The following is a 19,076-nucleotide window of genomic DNA, read 5'->3' on the forward strand; positions in this document are numbered from 1 at the left end:
AACTTGCGCGCAATGGGGGGCGTGATGTAATATGGGCGCAAACCGGGACGACCGGAAGCGCAAATCGGGCCGGGGGCGATGGCTTCGGGGCGGGGGGCGCCGGGGCGCGCTGAAAGGAGAGAATATGGGCACATCGAAGCAACGCCAGAGCCGGTCCGGCAAAGGCAATCCGTAAACAAAGAATCAGAAGCTCCCCGCAACGTTTCGCATACGGAGAGCTTCCAGGTTTTATCTACTATAGGACGTGCCTCGTCCCCATCCGGTCGTGCTTTTGCATCAAGCCGCTGTAGATGCCCGTGCGCGGCTTGGGCGGGGGCACCATCGGGGGAATCTCAGGCGGGTGCACACGGATCTGCGCCGCCGGTTGGGCGGGGGCCGCGTATGTAGGCATGGCGGGCGGCTCCGATGGCCGATGCCCTTGCGCGGGCGCGGGGCCCGTTCGCTGCCGGGCGCGCGCCAGCATGTCGGTGACCTTAATCAAGGAAATCTCCTCCTTATGCAAGATGGTTGCACGCCACACTATGCCCGGGGGCCTCATATGGTGAGGCTTTCCGGATTCAGACGAAACGCAAAAGAAGCCCTGCGCAAGCGGAGAAAAGCGGCTCGGCCAGCCCAAATGCCGCCCGAGAGGGCCCGCAGACCCGGCCGCCCCGCCGCCCGCCCGGCTCAAGCCCGACGGATCGATTGCGATGAGGCTGCGAAACGCAAAGCAACCGAGGTGTCGAGAATGGGCCGGGAAGATCATTGCACAGGACGCCGGGCATATCGACAGATACGCGAACCGGAGCGGCACCGTACGCACCGCCGGATGCGCGTGGCATAATATTCCCTTGCCAGCATTTAAGTTTCCGTATATAATGTATGCTATATGGGTATACCCTGGCACTGGAATACCACTGGGAGGCGATGACGGATGGCCAGAGATCGGCGTCCACGAGGCGAGCAGGGCCGGCCTCAGATGGATTATTATGAATATAAGCGCTTGCACGAGGAGCGCTTGCGGCGCGTGATGCCCGAAGCGCGGCAGGCGGAGCCGGTCGGGGCGCCCGAACCGCCCCGGCCCGCGGCGCCGCGCGCGCTGGACGCCGAAGCGCAGTTGGTCGCGCGCGTGGATAACGTGCCCGCGCCGGAGCCGGCGGATGCCGAGGCCCTGCCCTCAGAGTCCGTCGAAAGCACAATCGGCGCCCCGGTCGACGCGATCGACATCCCAGAAGCGGCGCACGTGCCCGATGCGCTTAAGGCGGATCAGCCGTCACCGTCCGACTGGGACGAATACGACGACGACCTGGATGAAGAGGAGCCGCACAGCGACAATCCGTTCGCCGGAGCGCTGATGGGCATCAAGAAGCTGGGCGGCGCGCTCAGGAACCTGGGCGGCGCGCTCAAGCGGCAGGTGGGTCGTTCGCAGCCGGTCGAGGAGGAAACGGACGAAGACGGGGACGAGCCGGTCGCACCGGTCGCACCGGTCGCACCGGAGGCATCGGCTGCACCGGAGGCGCAGGAGGCGGTGCTCGACGATCTGCAGGCCGTCCGGATCGAGCCGCAGACGCCGGTCGTATCGGCCGCGCCGTCCGACAATGCGGCGCAGGACGCCGGCCTGTCGCGGCGCGCGCGGCGCGCGGCTGCAAGTCGGGCCGAAGCGCAGATCGACGTGCCCGCCGAGGTCAAGTCGCCCTATGCCCGGCCGGACGAATCCGACGAAGACGAAGAAGCCCCGCAGCGCAAGCGCTTTTCGCTGTTTGGCAGCCCCAACCGCGCGTCGGCCAATCAGGACGACGACGAGGACGAGGACATCACGCCCAGCGGCGGTCGGACGCCGTTGTTCGGTCGCGGCGCGGCCGAGGACGATGCCGCAGCCGAGGAATACGACGAAGGCGATGCGCCCGACGAGCCGATCGGCCTGAGCGAGCAGTTGGCCGAGGCGCTCGACGACGCGCCGCGCTCGCGTAGGCGCCGCCGCCGCGCTGCGGCGGTCGGGCCGGAAGACGGCGATTCGAAGGAAGACGGGCCGTCTCTGTCCGAAGTGGATGAGCCCACCATGGCGTTCAAGCCGCTGCGTCGGCGCGAAGAGCCGGAGGACGACCAGCGTACGCGCCGGTTCAGCCCCGTGCGCGCGCAATCGGAGCCGGAGGACGACGAGGACGAAGCCCCCGCGCCCCGGTCGGCGCGGCGCAGGGGCCCGTTCGGCCGCGGCGCACAGCCGGTCGAGCCGGAAGAAGACGACGGAGACGACGAGGCCGACGACGCGCCGCCGCCCCGCCGCAGGGGCCCGTTCGGCCGCGGCGCACAGCCGGTCGAGCCGGAAGAAGACGACGAAGGCGACGAGGCCGACGACGCGCCGCCGCCCCGCCGCAGAGGTCTGTTCGGCCGCGGCGCACAGCCGATCGAGCCGGAAGAAGACGACGAAGACGACGAGGACCTGCCGGTGCGCCGCTACGCGCGCGGCGCGGCGCGCGGCGGTGTGCGTGTGTATCAGGACGAGGACGACTACGACGACGATTACGAGGGCGACTATGAGCGGGACGGCGATTACGACGACGAGGAGTACGACGAGTACGACGAATACGACGCGCCGATGAGCTTCGGCAAGCGGGTGTTGCGCTTCTTCAAGGGGTTGCTGATCGTCGCGCTGCTGCTGCTCGTCGCGGTGATCGCGCTGCGCCAACTCGAAGCCAACGGCACTCTGTCGCTGAACTGGATGCGCCGCTCGGTGGGCGTGCTGGTGCCGCTGGACGGCGTGTTCCCTGCGCCCGAGCCGACCGTAGCCCCCGAGGGCCTCGCGCGTCTTGAAAGCCCCACAGTCGGCCCGCTGCCGACGCCCGAGCCGACCGCAGAGGTCCGGCCGCCGTCGCAGGGCGTGGCGATCGGCGGGGACACGCCCGCCGCCACCGCCACCGCGCAGTTCGTGGAGGAAGAGCCGCTGGAATCAACGGATTAAGGAGCGCAACGCATGAAGTACATCGTGGCCCTCGACCAGGGCACCACCAGTTCCCGCGCGGTCGTGTTTGACGAGCGGGGCGCGCAGGTATGTGCGCACGGCATTGAGTTCGCGCAGCACTACCCCCGGCCCGGCTGGGTGGAACATAACCCGCAGGACATCCTGGACACGCAGATCAGCGCGCTGCGCGAGGCGGTCAAGCGCTCGGGCATCGCCGCCCGCGACATCGCGGCGATCGGCATCACCAACCAGCGCGAGACGACGCTGCTCTGGGATAAACGCACCGGGGCATGCCTGCACAACGCCATCGTGTGGCAGTGTCGGCGCACCGCGCCGCTGGTCGAGCGGCTCAGGCAGGACGGCCTGTCGAACGTCATCCGGGACAAGACCGGCCTGATCCCCGACGCCTACTTCTCGGGCACCAAGCTGCAATGGCTGCTGATGAATGTCGAGGGCGCGCGCGAACGCGCCGAGCGGGGCGAGCTGTGCTTCGGCACGGTGGACAGCTTTTTGGCCTGGCATCTGACGCGCGAAAGGGTGCACGTGACCGACGCCACCAACGCCTCGCGCACCATGCTGTTCAACCTGCACAGCCAGCAATGGGACGACATGCTGCTCAAGGTGCTCAACATCCCCTCAGCGCTTCTTCCCGAGGTGGTGGACTCGGCGCAGGTGGTGGGCACGCTGCGCGAGGACATCCTGGGCGCGCCAATCCCGATCGCCGCAATGGCGGGCGACCAGCACGCGGCGCTGTTTGGGCAGGGCTGCTTCAAGGCGGGCATGGTCAAGAACACCTACGGAACCGGCTGCTTCATGCTGATGAACACCGGGCGCACGCCGGTTCTGTCGGAAAACAACCTGCTGACCACGCTGGCGTGGCGTATAAACGGTCAGCCCACCTACGCGCTCGAGGGCAGCGTGTTCATCGGCGGCGCGGTGGTGCAGTGGCTGCGCGACGAGATGAAGCTGATTGGAACCGCCGCCGAATCCGAAGCGGTGGCGCAAAGCGTCAAGGACAGCGCCGGGGTGTACGTGGTACCCGCGTTTGCCGGCCTGGGCGCGCCCCATTGGGACATGTATGCGCGCGGCACGATCGTAGGGCTGACGCGCGGCAGCGGCCGGGCGCACATCGTGCGCGCGGCGCTCGAGTCGATCGCGTATCAGACGCGCGACGTGCTGGAGGCCATGGCGCGCGACAGCGCGCTGCGTCCGAGCGCGCTGCGCGTGGACGGCGGCGCGTCGGCGAACGGCTTCCTGATGCAGTTCCAGGCCGACATCGCCGATCTCAGCGTAGTGCGCCCGCGCGTGGTCGAGACCACGGCGCTGGGCGCGGCCATGCTGACCGGACGCGCGGTGGGGCTGTGGGACGACCGCGCGCTCGAACAGATATGGCAAAGCTCGGCCACTTTTACCCCCTCGATGCCCGCCGCGCAGCGCGAGCGGATGCTCACCGGTTGGCAGCGCGCCGTATCGCGCGCGAAAGGGTGGGTTGAGGAAGGCTGAGTTATGGGCGGGGGCTTCCCCGCGTGGGCGGTCATGGGCGTCCAAAGGGCAAAGCCCTTTGGCGGGGTTTGGGGGGACGCACCCGACCGCGCCCGGCGGGCGAGGAAGGGAGGGCGCCAGCTCAAGGAGCACGCGATGCCGAAGGGCATCACGCGTGCACCGATCCCGAAGGGCCGGGGCGACGATTGCGAATTGAGTGAGGCCCCATCGTACCCCGTTCCCCGCGCCGCCGTATCCGGTATCGAAACACTGAACAAGCGCCGATCGATCCGGACGTCGGAATAGATCGGCGGTTGCCCGGGAAAGGGACGCCGAATCCGAGCACAGGGCGGCGCGGCGTTCCCGGTGTCCTAAAATCATCGAAGCGTTGCCGGCAGGCAGCGCTTCGATCATTTCAGGACGAGTCCGTTCCTGCTGCGCTGAACCGCATGCCCTGGTTTCGCCGGCGTCAAGCATCCAACGGCCCGCATCCCGCTTGCGCGCACCATACGCTAAACCCCGCTTTGCGTCGAAGTGCCGCCCACAGGGTATCCTCCCCTATGCCTGACGATCGTGCTCCCCAGCAGCAGCAGCGCCGCGCCCGCGAGCGAAAAAAGGGACATAAGCCGCATCATGGGCTGTGTTCCCCAGCTTGCGGACAGGGCACCGGCAAGGGGGCTCGCGATGATCGCGCCCAAGCTCTGCCCCATCGCGCCCAAGGTCATCTGGGCAAAACCCAGATGACGCTTGTCGACAAACTCCACCATGTACGCAACCGTCGCAGGCATAATGACGCCGTAGGAGAGCCCTTGCAGCACCCCCGCCAGCATCACCGCGGTCACGCTGCGGCCGGAGGAGGTCAGGAAGCATTGCAAGGCGTAAGAGACCATGGCGACGCACAGAAGCGCCGCGTTTGAAAACGCTCCGCGGCTCATGAGCTTCTTGTAGAAAAACATGAAGGGAACCTCCACCATCGCGATACAGAACAGGCCGATGCCGACGTGCCCCTCGTTGCCGCCGAGCTCGAACATGACCACCGAATAGAAGGTGTTCACCGTGCTGACGCAGAAGGTGTTCAGAAAGTACGCCGCGACCAGCACGACAAACGGCAGATTGCCCCTCAGGTAGCCCCATGTATCCCGAAGCGACGCGCCCTGCCCGCGCAGAAACCCGCGGGCGGGATTGGGCAGACGGACCACCGCCGCGCAGAGGATCAGATTGAGCCCGAAAAAGCAGTAGGGCGCGATGATGGGGCTAAATTTCGTCACCGAGAACCCAAGCACGACGGCCGTAACCGCGTAGGTGAGCGATCCGATGCTTCGCGTCGCACCGTAATTGATGTCCGGATTTTCAACCATGAGCTTCGCGATCCAGGACGTGATTAGGTGCATCATGCCATAAAAGCTCGCGTAGATGCCCATCGCGCAAGCGACGATCACCCGGAGGGCGCCGCCGCTATACATCATCAAAAAATACAGCGCGGCGCCCAGCGTGCAGGCGACGATGACGATCTCCCGCTGGCGGCCCGACCGGTCGGCCAGAAAGCCCCATACCGGCTGGGTGATTACGCTCGTGATGTTACAGGCCATGGTAATCAGGCCGATGGTCATTTTGTCGATGCCGAACCGCTGAAACGCCTGGACAAAAAAGGCGATGCTGACGCAGACCATCGCGGTGTACGTGCCCTGTACCCAAACGATGTTGTGCGAGATTCTTCTGGTATCCACGGCGCTCTCCTTTCCGGCGAAACCCCGCGCGCTCCTCCTATTATATTCCCCGAGAGCGCATGTCGCAAGAAAACAATTGCTGATCGATCCCCCGATTGATGGTAATGCGGGGGGCGCGATGCGATCCCTGTTCGCCCAGCCTCCGCGTTTGGAAAGCCTCTGATTGCGAACGCTGTTGGCCCCATCGATTTTCCCGGAGTGAAAAATGAGAAATTGTGCAATGACCTCTGTGATTATTGACGGAAAAATATGGACGTGCTATTCTTCGAGTGATGATGGGCGCGTTCCAACGGTAACAGTCGCCTATAAAAAGACAAGAAAAGAGGTAAGCGTTCTTGAAGAAGCTCATTGTGGTTGCCCTGGCTCTCCTCATTGTGTTGCCCCTTGGCTCTGCCTTGGCCGAGTCGGCGAAGAACCCCTATACCGACCCGATTCGCATCGCATGGATCCCCACCGCAGCCACGGAAGCCAACTGCACTGCATGGGGAAATGGCATCAAGCACGAAGCTGGATACTGGGGCAACATCCAGGTCGATATCTATGATGGCGAGAAGAACGCCGACAAGCAGGTAACCCTGGTGAACGACTGCATCGCCCAGGAGTATGACGGCATTATCATCCAGACCTACAACAAGGCGTCGCTAACCCCCGCCATCGAGGACGCGGAGGCCGCGGGCATCCCCGTCGTGTGCATCAACATGGACTCCGACGCGGTGTGCCACGGTCTTGTCTCCATGACCGATTACGAGGCCGGTGCGGTGATCGCGAATGAAATCGCCGCCGCGTTGGGCGGCAAGGGCAACATCGTCGTCATTCAGGCCGCGCCCGGCGCGGCGCGCGGCATCAACCTCGAAGCCGGCTTCCAGGATTCGATCGCCAAGTACCCGGACATCGCGATCCTCGACGAGCAGGCCGCGGACTGGAATATGGAGAAGGCCAATACCACCATGACCAACTTCCTGACCTCCTATCCCGATCAGATCGACGCCGTATTCGCGCACAATGACCAGATGGCCGAGGGCGCCGGCATGGCCTGCAAGACTGCGGGCGTGGAAGGCGTCGTCATCTGGGGCGCCAACGGCGAATCCAAGGCGCTGGAGTACATTGAACAGGGCATCATCACCGGCACCGTGTACACCAACTGCTACGATCAGGGCGCAACGGCGCTGCGGCTTCTGAACATGTACATCGGCAGCAGCATCGACATCTCCGGTTGGTCCCAGACACCGGTCATCAAGATGCCGCCCATCACCGTCACCGCGGAAAACGTCGCCGCCATCGCGCCGGATATGCGCTGGTAATTCCGCTCAGCGTGGAACCGGGCGGCTTCCTCCGGTTGCCGTCCGGTTCCTGTTGAAAAGGGGCTGCCCTCCCGGGTATGGAGGGCCGCGGCGATGTGATGCGCAACGGGCAGGGAGGAAGTATGCTGTGAGACAAGAGACGCTGCGCAGGCTGATTTCACTGGGGCTGTTGATTCTGCTTTTGCTGGTGTTCGGGTTTGCATCGGACAAGTTCTTTACGCCGGCGAATATTTACAACATGCTCCGGGAGTGCTCGCTCGTTGGTATCTTGGCGATTGGCGTCACGCTCGTCATCATTACCGGCGGCAACGACCTGTCCGGCGGCGCACTGATGGGCGTATGCTGCATGGTCATCGCCCACTTTCTGCACTACACGTCGCTTGAGCTCGGATGGGTCATCCTGTTGGCGTTCCTGATGGCGGTGGCAGGCGGGCTGTTCAACGGCTTTGCGGTCTCCAGCCTGAGGATTCCGGACTTCATCGCGACACTGTCCACAAAATTCGTGTTTGTTGGCCTCATGTATGTGCTGGCGATACACGACCAGTACGGAGGGCTGACCACTGTCTCCATCCGCGACCCGGTCATCAAATGGTTCGGCGGCAAGATCGCCTCCGGGCCCTTCGAAGGGCTGTATTATTGCACGATCGCGTTCGTCGCGCTGGCGTCCATGGCGCAGTTCCTCCTCAAGCGCACCCAGTTGGGCATCAATCTGTACGCGATTGGCGCCAACCGGAATTCCGCAGAGATCTCCGGCATCAGCTTTGTGCGGACGAAGATGGCCGCGTTCCTCATCTCCGGCGTCTGCGCCTTTGTTGCCGCGCTGTTTTTTATCGGAAAGACGAGGACGGCCGAGGCGGGCGGCGGCGTGGGGTACGAGCTAAAGGCGATTTCTGCGACGGTCATCGGAGGCTGCGCGTTTTCGGGCGGGCGCGGCGACATCGTCGGAACGGTGATTGGCGTGCTTTTCATGCGCGTGCTGGAAAACGGAATCCTCAAATTCGGTTTCCCGACGCAGACGCAGCAGCTATTGACGGGCATCGTGATCGTGCTGATGCTGATCTTCGACGCTTTCTACAACGAATTCATGACGGAGCGCACCCGCAGACGCGGAGCCGCGCTGCGCGAAGTGGCGGTGGTGAAATGAGCGCCGACCGGATCGTGGAAATGAAGGGAATCGAAAAGGTTTTCGCCCATGCGCATGCGCTGAAGGGCGTCGATTTCAGCGTCCGCAAGGGCGAAGTACACGCGCTGCTGGGCGAAAACGGCGCGGGAAAATCAACGCTTATCAAGGTTCTCACGGGCGTCTACCCCAAAGACGGCGGGGAGATATGGTTTGACGGCCAGCCCGTCGAGATCGCCTCCCGCGACGACGCCATGAGGCTGGGCATCGCCGTCATCTTCCAGGAGTTTTCGCTGATCCCCACGCTTTGCGTGACACAGAACATTCTGCTGGGCAGGGAAAAGCGCAAGCTGGGTATTTTGCGGAAGAAGGCCATGCGCCAGGAAGTTGCGGAGCTGATCCGGCGCTTCGACTTCCCGCTCAACCCCGACGATATCATCGAAATGCTGTCCGTCGCCCAGAAGCAGATGGTCGAGATCCTCAAGGCGCTCTCGACCAACGCGCGGCTGATTATCATGGACGAGCCGACCGCCTCCCTGAGCGCAAAGGAGAGCGAGATGCTCTACAAGATCATCCGGCAGCTGAGGGACCGCGGCGTTGCGATCATCTATATTTCGCACCGGCTGGAGGAGGTCTTTGCGCTCTCCGACCGGATCACCGTGCTGAGGGACGGCATGCTGGTGGCCACAATCGATCACGAAGACATCGAACCCGATCGGATCGTCCGGATGATGATCGGCAAGCAGCTCAGCGACGCCACCGCTTCGCGCCGCCTTTCGATATCGCCCAACCGGACGGTGCTGGAGGTGCGGAATCTTTCGAGCCTTGGAAGATTTGAGGATGTCTCCTTCGAGGTGAAGGCGGGCGAGGTGGTCGCGCTGACCGGTTTGGTGGGGTCAGGCCGCACCGAGATTCTCCGAAGCATATTCGGCGCCGACCGGTACGACTCCGGAGAAATACTGTTCGAGGGGGAAAAGCTGCCGTTCGGCACGGCCAAGGTCATCGCTTTGGGGTTCGGGCTTATTCCGGAGGATCGCAGGACTCAGGGATTCATACCGCTTCTCTCGGTAGAGCGCAATGTGGCTTGCACCAATTATGACGCACTGAGCCGCAGGGGCTTTGTACAGCGCAATCGGGAGCGGGCGCTTGGGCGCAGGGCCGTGAAGCTCGTCGATCTCAGGCCCGCCAACCCGCTGGTGTCTGTGGGCAACCTGTCCGGCGGCAACCAGCAGAAGGCGGTGCTCGCCAAGTGGCTTACCCGTGATCTGAAAGTGATCCTTGTGGACGAGCCCACCGTCGGCATCGACATCGGCGCGAAAGACGAGATCTACAATTTTATCGACACCGTCGCAAGCCAGGGCGTCGCCGTGCTGCTGGTCAGTTCCGATATCGCGGAGGTTCTCCGAGTGGCGCACAGGATCATCGTCATGAAAGAGGGCCGGATCATCCACGAGTTCAACGACGGCGTGGCGACGCAGGAGGATATCCTGCTGACGGCCTCGGGCATTCATACCAAGGGAAAGGGAGCGTGATCCATGAAAAGCAAGGGGCTCGCGCGGCTGTGCGGGAACAGGCAAGTGCTGATTCTGGCCCTGATGTGCCTGGTGTTTACGATCATGCTTCCGGGGAAATTTCTGACCATCGGGAATTTTCGCAATATCCTCTACGCGATCTCGCTGCAGGGCATCATGATTTGCGGCGCAACGTTCCCGGTGCTGCTTGCCGGCATCGACCGAACGGTCTCGGGTTCCGCGGCGCTCTCGGGCGCGGTGTGCTGCACGGTCATCGTCCGAAGCGGCTTTTCAACGGTCGGCATTGTGCTGGGCGCCCTGTTGGGGATCGGCGTAGGTCTTCTCAGCGGCCTGTTCCACGGCATTGTGCTCAGTCGCTTCAACATCCCTGCGTTCCTGCTTACGCTGGCGACATCCGAGATCCTCTACGGCCTGGTGCAGACCGTGACGGGCAACCAGCTCATCAATGTGATGCGGGCGGACCCTTTCAACTTCGTGGGCAACTCGTGGCTGCTGGGCGTGCCGATTCCCGTCTACGTCCTGCTGATCTGCTTTGTCTTTACGTATATCATGCTCAACCACACGGTGTACGGCCGGTATTTGTACTGCGTCGGCGGCAATCGGGAGGCCGCGAAGCTCTCCGGCATCAACGTCCGGAAGATCATCATTATCGCCTACGTCATTTCCGGCGCGATGGGCGCGCTTTCGGGGCTCATACTCTCCAGCATGAACCAGCAAGCCTCCGCAGGTCAGGCGAAGGGCTATGAGAACGATGTGCTCGCGGCCATCGTGGTGGGCGGTGTTTCGCTGCGCGGCGGCGCCGGCACCATCCAGGGGGCCATGTTCGGCGCGCTGCTGATCGGCATACTGACCAACTTCCTGCAGCTGATGGGCATCGCCTCGGTATACCATGATCTCATCAAGGGCCTCATCATCATCGCGGCGGTCGCGGTCGACATGTATACCAGTTACAAGATGAGCGGCCTCAGGCGCAAGTCCATTCTGAAGCGCATGATGCGCAAGCGCGCGCCGCGCGAGAGCCGCGTCAGTATGGGCGCATAGCATGAACGCAAGAAGGGATACCATGAACATTCTGGCGCTTGACATAGGCACGACGAGCATGCGGGGCATCCTGTTCGGTCCCGCTGGAGAGGTGCTGGAGACGGTTGGGGAGTCTACGCCGCTGCTTATCGACAAGGAAAAAAACACCATTGAGCAGCGGCCCGAGGTCTATACCGACGGGACGCTGGCCATCGTGAAAGCGATAGCGGCGCGGAGAAAGGTGGACGCAATCAGCGTAACTGCCTTCCGCTCCGCGCCTACGCTGGTGGATCGGACGGGCAATGCGCTGAGGAACTTCATCATGTGGCAGGATACCCGCAACCGCGAGATCTGTCAACGGCTCCGCTACGCAAACGCGGACGTCTACCGGACGTGCGGCGCGTCCATCAACACCGTGTTTACGGCTTCCAAGCTGACCTGGCTGAAGGAAAATGAGCCGGAAACCTACGCTCGGGCGTATAAGGCGATGGTCGTGCCCGACTACGTCATGCACTTCATGACCGGCGTGTTCGCCACCGACCCCACCTACGGCAGCCGTACGCTCCTCATGGACATCCGCACGCTCCGGTGGGACGAGGGGCTTTGCGCACTGTTTGGCGTCGATCCGGAAAAGCTGTGCGAGATTCGGAAACAGAGCGCCGTGCATGGCCGCGTCAACCGCGAGTTTGCGCGCCTGACAGGCGTCGCCGAAGGAACGCCGGTGGTCAGCGCAGGCGGCGACCAGCAGTGCGGTGCGCTGGGGCTGGGCGTGCTGGATGGCGGAACCATCGAGGTCAATTCGGGGACGGGCTCGTTCGTCATTTCGCTTGCGGATCGGCTGTATCTGCAAAACCCCTCGGTCATCTACAACGTGGCGGTCGTGCCGGGCATGTACATCCAGGAGATGAACGTCATCGCCAGCGCCTCGGCGCTGAATTGGCTGATCCGCGAATTCTTCCCCGAGTACTGGGGGGATCCCCCCGACTTCGCCGCGGTCGATTGTATCGCGGCGCAGACGCCTCCCGGCGCGAACGGGCTCTTCGCGATGCCGCATTTTCAGGGCTGCGGCTCCCGGAATTGGAACCCGGAGGCCAGGGCCGGATTCTGGGGACTTTCACTGAGTTCCCGCCGTGACGACCTGATCCGCGCGTTGTACGAGGGCATCGCGGCGGAAATCGCCAAGAGCATCGACGTGCTGCCCGGCCCGTGCCGGGAGGCGGGGACCATCGCCGTGGCCGGAGGGCTGTCGAAGTCCGATATCTACAACCAGATCCTCTGCGACATGACCGGACGCACGCTCGTGCGCGGCCGTAACGCGCAGGCGACCGCGGTGGGCGCCTTTGTGTCCGCCGCGGTCGCGCTGGGGCATTATCGGGACTATGGGGATGCGCTGGCGGTGGTGCGCCCCGGCGAGGGCGGCCGTGTTTTTCAGCCCGATCCCGAGCGGACGCGCTTTTATCAGGCGTACAAGGCCACGACCGAAAAGCTCTTCCTCGCCGCAAAACCGTGAACCGCCCGCATCGCCGATTGAAATAAACGGCATCCATTCCAGTAAGGCAGAAAGAAGGAAAAACATGTCAAACACAGTTTCGGGGATCACGAGAGAAAGCTGGATTCTGGAGACTTTCCCGGAATGGGGCGTATGGCTGAACGAAGAAATTGAGCGGGAGCATGTCGAGCCCGGAACCTTCGCCATGTGGTGGCTTGGCTGTACGGGGATCTGGCTCAAAACGGAAAACAATACGAATCTTGTGACGGACCTGTGGTGCAGTACGGGCAAAAAGTCCCATGGCACCGGATTGATGAAGCAGGGCCACCAGCACATGAAGATGATCGGCTGCCTGAAGATTCAGCCCAATCTCCGAAACGTGCCCTGCGTCATCGATCCCTTTGCCATGAAGCATGTGGACGCGCTGCTGGCCACCCACGACCATTCCGACCACATGGATGTCAACGTGGCGGCGGCAATCCTGAAGAACTGTCCCGAATGCCGCTTCATCGGCCCGGAAAATTGCGTGAAAAAATGGAGGGACTGGAGTGTGCCCGCCGAGCGGTGCACCGTCGTGCGCCCCGGTGATGTTGTCACCGTCAAGGACGTCGCGATCAAGGCGCTGGATTCCTTCGACCGCACCGAACTGGTGACCGTGCCGCCGGAGACTATCCTCAAGGGCACGATGCCGCAGGATATGGACGTGCGCGCGGTGAATTACCTTTTTCAAACGCCGGGTGGTTCGCTCTATCACAGTGGCGATTCACACTATTCCAATTACTACGCAAAGCACGGCAACGATCATGAGATCGACGTCGCGCTGGGCTCGTTTGGGGAGAATCCCCGCGGCATCACGGACAAGATGACTTCCATCGACATTCTGCGCATGGCCGAATGCCTGCGCTGCAAGGTCGTCATTCCAATTCATCACGACATCTGGACCAACTTCAAGGCGGATCCCGGCGAGATCCTGACGCTGTACGACCTGAGGCGTTACCGCCTGCAATACGCGTTCAAGCCCTTCATCTGGGAGGTTGGCGGAAAATTCGTATGGCCGCAGGACAGGGATCGCCTGCAATACATGTACGACCGGGGCTTTGAGGACGCCTTTGCCGTGGAGCCTGACCTGCCCTTCAAATCCATGCTGTGAGGAGAAATTATGACCAGAACGCTTCCGTTTGAAAAAATCCGCCTGGGCAGTATAGAAAAGTGTTACGCTGTACTCGGCGTGGAATTGGAGGGCAAACCCTGCCTGTACTTCGGAGGCGAGGGAACGGGTTCCGTCCGGGCCTTTCGTGGAGACGGATTCGACCGGTGCGACGTGATCTGGGAGGGTGGCGGCGGCACGATGTCCATCGTCCCCCTCCCGGGATACGACGGCTGGGCGCTGGCCTCGCGCGGGTTTTACTCGATGATCGAGTGCGGCGGCAGCACCGTGGAAATCATCCGTTACCGGGGCGGCGCGTTCTCCCACGAGACCGTCGCGGCGCTGCCCTTTCTGCACCGCTTCGATACGCTAAAGGCCCCCGACGGCACGCGCTATCTCTTCGCGGCGACGCTCCATGGCGGCAAGGCGGACAAGGAGGACTGGTCCAGGCCCGGCCACCTGTATTGGGGCGTTCTGCCCGGGGATCTGGACGACCCCTTTCGCGTGGCGCTTGATCGGCTTCCCGGAGATTTTTATATCAACCACGGCTTCTGCCGAGGAACGTGGGAGGGACGCGAGGCGGCGTTTACCGCCAGCCGGGAGGGTGTGTTCGTCACGTTGCCGCCGGAGGAAAGGGGAAATGCGTGGCAGACGCAGCGGCTGCTTGATTTTCCGGTCAGCGACATCGCCGTCGCGGACGTGAACGGCGATGGGAAGCAGGAGATCGCGGCCCTGATGCCCTTCCACGGGAATGAATTCAGAATTTTTCAACGGGAAGGGGAAGAGTACCGGGGGGATTTTTCCTATCCGGTGGAGAATGACTTCTATCATGCCGTAATCAGCGGCCGGATCGGCAAGGAACTGATGTTTGTGGGGGGAGCCCGCAAGCTGGCGGCGGACCTGTTCCTGATCCGCTGGGACGGGGATAGCAAGGCGTATTGCGCGCAGCAGATTGAGAAAGGGCCCGGGCCGAGCAATCTCGCCATTCTGAATACTTCGTCGGGCGACTTGCTCTTGAGCGCCAACCGGATGATCCATGAGGCGGCCGCGTACAGATTTTGACGGGAACGGGGAATTATGGATAAGGATCAGAACGAGCAGGAATTGATGAGCATTGTTTCCTATCTGTATTATTATGCGGATATGAACCAGTCTGATATTGCGGACAGGCTGTTCGCGTCCAGATCTACTGTGTCAAGGCTTTTGAAGAAGGCCCGGCAGAGCGGCGTGGTCGAGCTGAAAATCAACGAACCCTGGCAGCGGGATTTGACAATGGAGGATGAGATCAAAACCAGCTTTTCCATCAGCCGGGTCCGCGTGCTCAAGCATGATACGTCCGACCCATCCGACGTGCTCAAAGCGCTGGGCCAGATGGCTTCCTACTACGTTAGCTGTACCGCCGAGAGCCATTCGATTCTGGGCCTCTCCTGGGGCAATACCATTGCCCATGTGGTCGATTCCATCGGCATCAGCAAGAACATCCCGTTTACCGTTGTTCCGATCATGGGCAGCATGACCTGGCCCAGTTCGAATCCGAAGAGCCTTGAGCTCAGCTACCGCTTCTCCAAAATCTTCGGCGGGCGCTATTTCCCGCTGGACGCGCCGCTGTACGCGTCTTCCGGGGAGCAGTACCGGCAGTTGATCCAAAATCCCGGAAATGCCGAGGCCATCGAGATGGCCCGCAAAGCGGACTTTATCCTCACCAGCGTGGGATCCATCATCAGCCGAAGCTGGAATACCGTCATCGGTTTCGAGAATCTGGCCCGGCTCTGGGAAATCGGATGCGTCGGCCACATCGGCGGACACTTTTTCGACATCGGCGGACACGAGATCGAAGGCAACTTCAAGGAGATGCTGATCGGCCTGACATTGGAGGAGATCCGCGCCAGCCGCAACGTGATCTGCGTGGCCGCCACGGAGCAAAAGGCGGAGGCGGTCTATGGCGCTCTGCGGGGTGGTCTGATCGACACACTGATGATTACCCATCCGCTCTCGGAGAAGTTGATGGAAATCGTCAGAAAGCGAAGCCTGTAATGCGGATAAAGCCATTATCACGGCCGCGTCAAGGGAGCTGTGTAAACTCGGGAACTTGACGCTCAATAGAACAAATCCGAGAACAACAAATCGATCCGGCCGAGCACCAAAGGCCCGTCTGGAACAGGCGCCGTCCATTTCTATCCGCCGTTTATTGCGCTGAGATAAGCCGCGGGAAAGCGGAATCTTCGTTCGGGCTTACCCGGAACAGAGCGCCTATTCTCCCGCCGATTTCCCGACCCACGCCGTCGAATGGTATCCGTCGGAAATTGTGTATCCTTAAATATACTTGTTGACAATATTATCCAGAGTATGCTATACTGCAACAGAAAATTATTACTTCTTGAGCGTTTATGGCAGAGGTACGGCCATGAAGTATTATATCGGCGTTGATCTCGGGACGTCCAGCGTGCGAGCAATCATGATCGATTCTGACGGAATTCAGATTTCTGTCAAAGGCGCGCAGTACGCGGTTCTGATTCCATGCCAGGGCAGGGCGGAGCAGGATCCCGAAGCGTGGTATCAAAAAACCTGTGAAGTCATTCGCCAAATCGTCTCGTCTTCCGGGGTGTCCCCCGGGGACATTGCCGCCCTCAGTTTCTCCGGGCAGATGCACGGCCTCGTCCCCTTAAAGGCGAACGGTTCGCCGGCGGCCAACGCGATCATCTGGCTGGATCAGCGCTCTGAAGACGCAATCCAGGAAATCTATCGGAACCTTGGCAAAGACCGGGTGACCGCGTACACGCAAAATACGATCTCGACGGGCTTTCTCATCGCCTCGCTTTACTGGGCAAAGACGCGCGCCCCGGAGCTCTATGACGCCATGCGCTGGGCGATCCTCCCGAAGGACTATATAAAGTACCGGCTATGCGGAGCGATTCTGACCGACCCCTCCGACGCCGCCGGCAGTCTCGCGTTTGACAATAACCGCCTCTGTTGGGCGGATGAGATGATCGCCTCGCTCGGTCTTCGAAGGGAGCTCTTCCCGAAATGCCTGCCCTCGACGGCGATTGCCGGAACCATCACCGAAGAAGCCGCGCGCAATACGGGCCTCTCTGTTGACACGCTGGTCGTCAACGGCGGCGCCGACCAATGCATGCAGGCCGTGGGCAACGCCATCGTCTCGCCGGGCGTTTTTGCCTCCAACATCGGTACCGCCGGTCAGATTTCGACGACCGCCCTAAATCCCGTCTTTGATCCGCTTCTGAGAACCAACACCTTTGCCCACGTCGTGCCGGAGCGCTGGAACATTATGGGCGCGTGTCTCAACAGCGGCATTTCGCTCAGGTGGGTTGCCAGGGACATCCTGCTGGAAACAGACTACGCGAAGCTGGATGCGGGCGTTCGCGGGATTCGGCCGGGGTCCGGCGGCCTCGTTTTCCTGCCATATTTGACCGGAGAGCGCACGCCGCACCTGAACCCCAAGGCCCGCGGGATGTTCTTCGGCCTCACGCTGAACCACGGCCGCATGGAAATGGCGCGCGCGGTGATGGAGGGCGTGGTTTTCGCACTGAAGGACTGCCTCCAGGTGGTGCTGGAACTGGGCGTTCCGCTTCAGAAAATTGTCGCCGCGGGCGGCGGGGCGAAGAGCGACCTTTGGCTCCAGATGCAGGCGGACATCTTCGAGCACACGGTGTACCGAAGCGCGTCTTCCGAGCAGGCATGCCTGGGCGCGGCGCTGACGGCGGCCGTTGGCGTCGGCGGGTTTTCCGGGTTTGAGGAAGCCTGCGCAATTGCCGTCCGCCCAAGTACGGAGGCGTTCCATCCCAACGAGCGCGCCTCGCGCGCGTACCGCGGCCTGTACGACGTGTTCCGGGAACTCTATCCCGCGAACAAGCGTCTGTTTTCGCGCCTGAGCGATCTGGCTGATTGCTGAATTTGTTCATCGGACTATGGGGCGGAAACCGGGACTGGATGCTGTCAACGGGCATCCTCCCCGCAAGCGCATCCCAGCCGAATGTGCAGAGATAATCATCAAACAGGAGGGCGTATTCATGAGGAAGGCTTTGGCGCTGGCTCTGATTCTGGTTCTTTCGTTGAGCATCATGTCTGTTGCTTCCGCGCAGGGCGAGAGATGGTATCTGGGCATACTGGTTCATTCTCTGGACAACGAGTTCTGGGCGCAGGAAGCCAACGGCGGCACCCTGTTCGCAGACTCCAAGGATGACGTGGAATATCAGGTTCTGGTGACCGACGGCGACGACAACAAGGAAATCCAGGCCATCAAGGACTATATCGCACAGCATGGCGATCATGCGTTCTTCATAGCGGATCCCGCCTCCAAGGCCAACACGGCAAACATCGTTGAGGTTTGCGAGGAGGCCGGTTGCAAGGTGACGATCCTGTGGCATCACGCGGACGGCCTTGAGCCCGCGGACTATCCGAGCTTTGTGGCGCACATGTCCCCGGACGACTTCGTGGCGGGCTACAACACCGCGAAAACGCTGTTTGACCTGATGGGCGGCAAGGGCAAAGTCTGCGCGCTGTACGGCAACCAGGGCGAAGACTCCGCCGCGAACCGCTATGCGGGCTTCCAGGCGGCGCTCAAGGAATATCCGGGCATCGAGATGCTTGACATGCAGGTCGCGTCTTGGAGCCAGGATCAGGCAATGAGCTTCACGCAGACCTGGCTGGCGGCCCATGACGACATCGGCGCGATCTGGGCGGCGAACGACACGATGGGCCTGGGCGCGATTGAAGCGCTGAAGCTGGAAGGCAAGAACGGCAAGATCCTCGTCAACGGCTGCGACGGCATCGCGGCGGCTTACGAGGCGATCGAGGCTGGCGACATGGCCTGCACCATCGCCAATAACGGCTACCTGCTGATGGGCTACGGCGCGGCCTATGCCTACGCGGTGGCGACCGGCGCCGTCGAGAAATTCGACAAGCCCGTCATCAAGACCCAGGCCGTGCTCGTGACCAAGGACAACGTCAAGGAGTACAAGGCGATGTTCATCGACGGCATGCCCTCCTACGACTATTCCGACCTGAGGTTCCCCGTGCTGTCGGATTACGCGTCGTTTGCGGAACTGGCCGCGGCAAAGGGCTGATCTGCGCAGGCCTGGTTCCCCGGACGCATTTGGATCCATCTCCGGAAGTCCGCTTCCGGAGATGGACGTATTTCAACCCCGCCATCTAAACCCAAAATCGCAAAGGGCTTCCCTTTACGGACGTACATCCGGGTAAGCGCCGATTGATTCGGGTGCCTCATGGCGAGGGGGTTTTTCGTTCGAATGTCCCGCAAAATGCGCGGACGCAGCAGCGCTGCGTCAAGCGTTTTGCAGGA

14 protein-coding genes are annotated in these 19,076 nt (G+C 62.0%); 12 read left to right on the top strand and 2 right to left on the bottom strand.

What is annotated here, in order from left to right; genetic code table 11:
* Positions 1-235: 235 nt before the first annotated feature.
* Entirely contained in the window at positions 236-481 is a 246-nt protein-coding gene (locus tag ACH6CV_RS07385; protein WP_456357538.1) for a hypothetical protein, read from the bottom strand.
* Positions 482-958: 477 nt separating this feature from the next.
* Between ACH6CV_RS07385 and ACH6CV_RS07390 the strand changes: the two genes are divergently transcribed.
* The gene (locus ACH6CV_RS07390) at positions 959-2,938 is read left to right on the top strand and encodes a hypothetical protein (protein ID WP_456357539.1); all 1,980 of its coding nucleotides are present in this window, start codon (positions 959-961) and stop codon (positions 2,936-2,938) included.
* 12 nt (positions 2,939-2,950) lie between these two features.
* On the top strand, positions 2,951-4,441 hold the full coding sequence (gene glpK / locus ACH6CV_RS07395) for a glycerol kinase GlpK (protein ID WP_456357540.1): 1,491 nt from the start codon (positions 2,951-2,953) through the stop codon (positions 4,439-4,441).
* A 491-nt stretch (positions 4,442-4,932) separates the two neighbouring features.
* Here the strand turns inward: glpK and ACH6CV_RS07400 are convergent, their stop codons facing one another.
* Positions 4,933-6,147, bottom strand: a complete 1,215-nt coding sequence (locus ACH6CV_RS07400) for an MFS transporter (protein ID WP_456357541.1) — start codon at positions 6,145-6,147, stop codon at positions 4,933-4,935.
* A gap of 335 nt (positions 6,148-6,482) precedes the next feature.
* Here ACH6CV_RS07400 and ACH6CV_RS07405 point away from each other — a divergent pair, with 335 nt between their 5' ends.
* The 10 genes from ACH6CV_RS07405 to ACH6CV_RS07450 all read left to right on the top strand — a co-directional run bounded on the left by ACH6CV_RS07405 (position 6,483) and on the right by ACH6CV_RS07450 (position 18,840).
* Positions 6,483-7,448 (top strand): sugar ABC transporter substrate-binding protein, encoded by a 966-nt coding sequence (locus ACH6CV_RS07405; protein ID WP_456357542.1) that lies wholly within the window; start codon positions 6,483-6,485, stop codon positions 7,446-7,448.
* A 127-nt stretch (positions 7,449-7,575) separates the two neighbouring features.
* The gene (locus ACH6CV_RS07410) at positions 7,576-8,592 is read left to right on the top strand and encodes an ABC transporter permease (RefSeq protein WP_456357543.1); all 1,017 of its coding nucleotides are present in this window, start codon (positions 7,576-7,578) and stop codon (positions 8,590-8,592) included.
* Entirely contained in the window at positions 8,589-10,100 is a 1,512-nt protein-coding gene (locus ACH6CV_RS07415) for a sugar ABC transporter ATP-binding protein (protein WP_456357544.1), read from the top strand. Before ACH6CV_RS07410 ends, ACH6CV_RS07415 begins: the two co-directional genes overlap by 4 nt.
* Positions 10,101-10,103: 3 nt before the next feature.
* Entirely contained in the window at positions 10,104-11,141 is a 1,038-nt protein-coding gene (locus tag ACH6CV_RS07420; protein WP_456357545.1) for an ABC transporter permease, read from the top strand.
* A gap of 22 nt (positions 11,142-11,163) precedes the next feature.
* Entirely contained in the window at positions 11,164-12,630 is a 1,467-nt protein-coding gene (locus ACH6CV_RS07425; protein WP_456357546.1) for a xylulokinase, read from the top strand.
* A gap of 64 nt (positions 12,631-12,694) precedes the next feature.
* Entirely contained in the window at positions 12,695-13,759 is a 1,065-nt protein-coding gene (gene ulaG, locus ACH6CV_RS07430; protein ID WP_456357547.1) for an L-ascorbate 6-phosphate lactonase, read from the top strand.
* Between the two features lie 9 nt (positions 13,760-13,768).
* On the top strand, positions 13,769-14,818 hold the full coding sequence (locus tag ACH6CV_RS07435; RefSeq protein ID WP_456357548.1) for a hypothetical protein: 1,050 nt from the start codon (positions 13,769-13,771) through the stop codon (positions 14,816-14,818).
* A 15-nt stretch (positions 14,819-14,833) separates the two neighbouring features.
* Positions 14,834-15,790 (top strand): sugar-binding transcriptional regulator, encoded by a 957-nt coding sequence (locus tag ACH6CV_RS07440; protein WP_456357549.1) that lies wholly within the window; start codon positions 14,834-14,836, stop codon positions 15,788-15,790.
* A gap of 370 nt (positions 15,791-16,160) precedes the next feature.
* A complete protein-coding gene (gene xylB / locus ACH6CV_RS07445) occupies positions 16,161-17,666 on the top strand; it encodes a xylulokinase (protein ID WP_456357550.1) in 1,506 nt (501 codons plus the stop codon).
* Between the two features lie 118 nt (positions 17,667-17,784).
* Positions 17,785-18,840 carry a sugar ABC transporter substrate-binding protein gene (locus ACH6CV_RS07450; RefSeq protein WP_456357551.1) on the top strand — a complete coding sequence of 352 codons (1,056 nt, stop codon included), beginning with the start codon at positions 17,785-17,787 and terminating at the stop codon, positions 18,838-18,840.
* The last annotated feature ends 236 nt before the right edge of the window (positions 18,841-19,076 follow it).

This window comes from Anaerozeibacter quisquiliarum (assembly GCF_051162045.1).
Lineage (GTDB): Bacteria > Bacillota > Clostridia > Christensenellales > Aristaeellaceae > Anaerozeibacter > Anaerozeibacter quisquiliarum.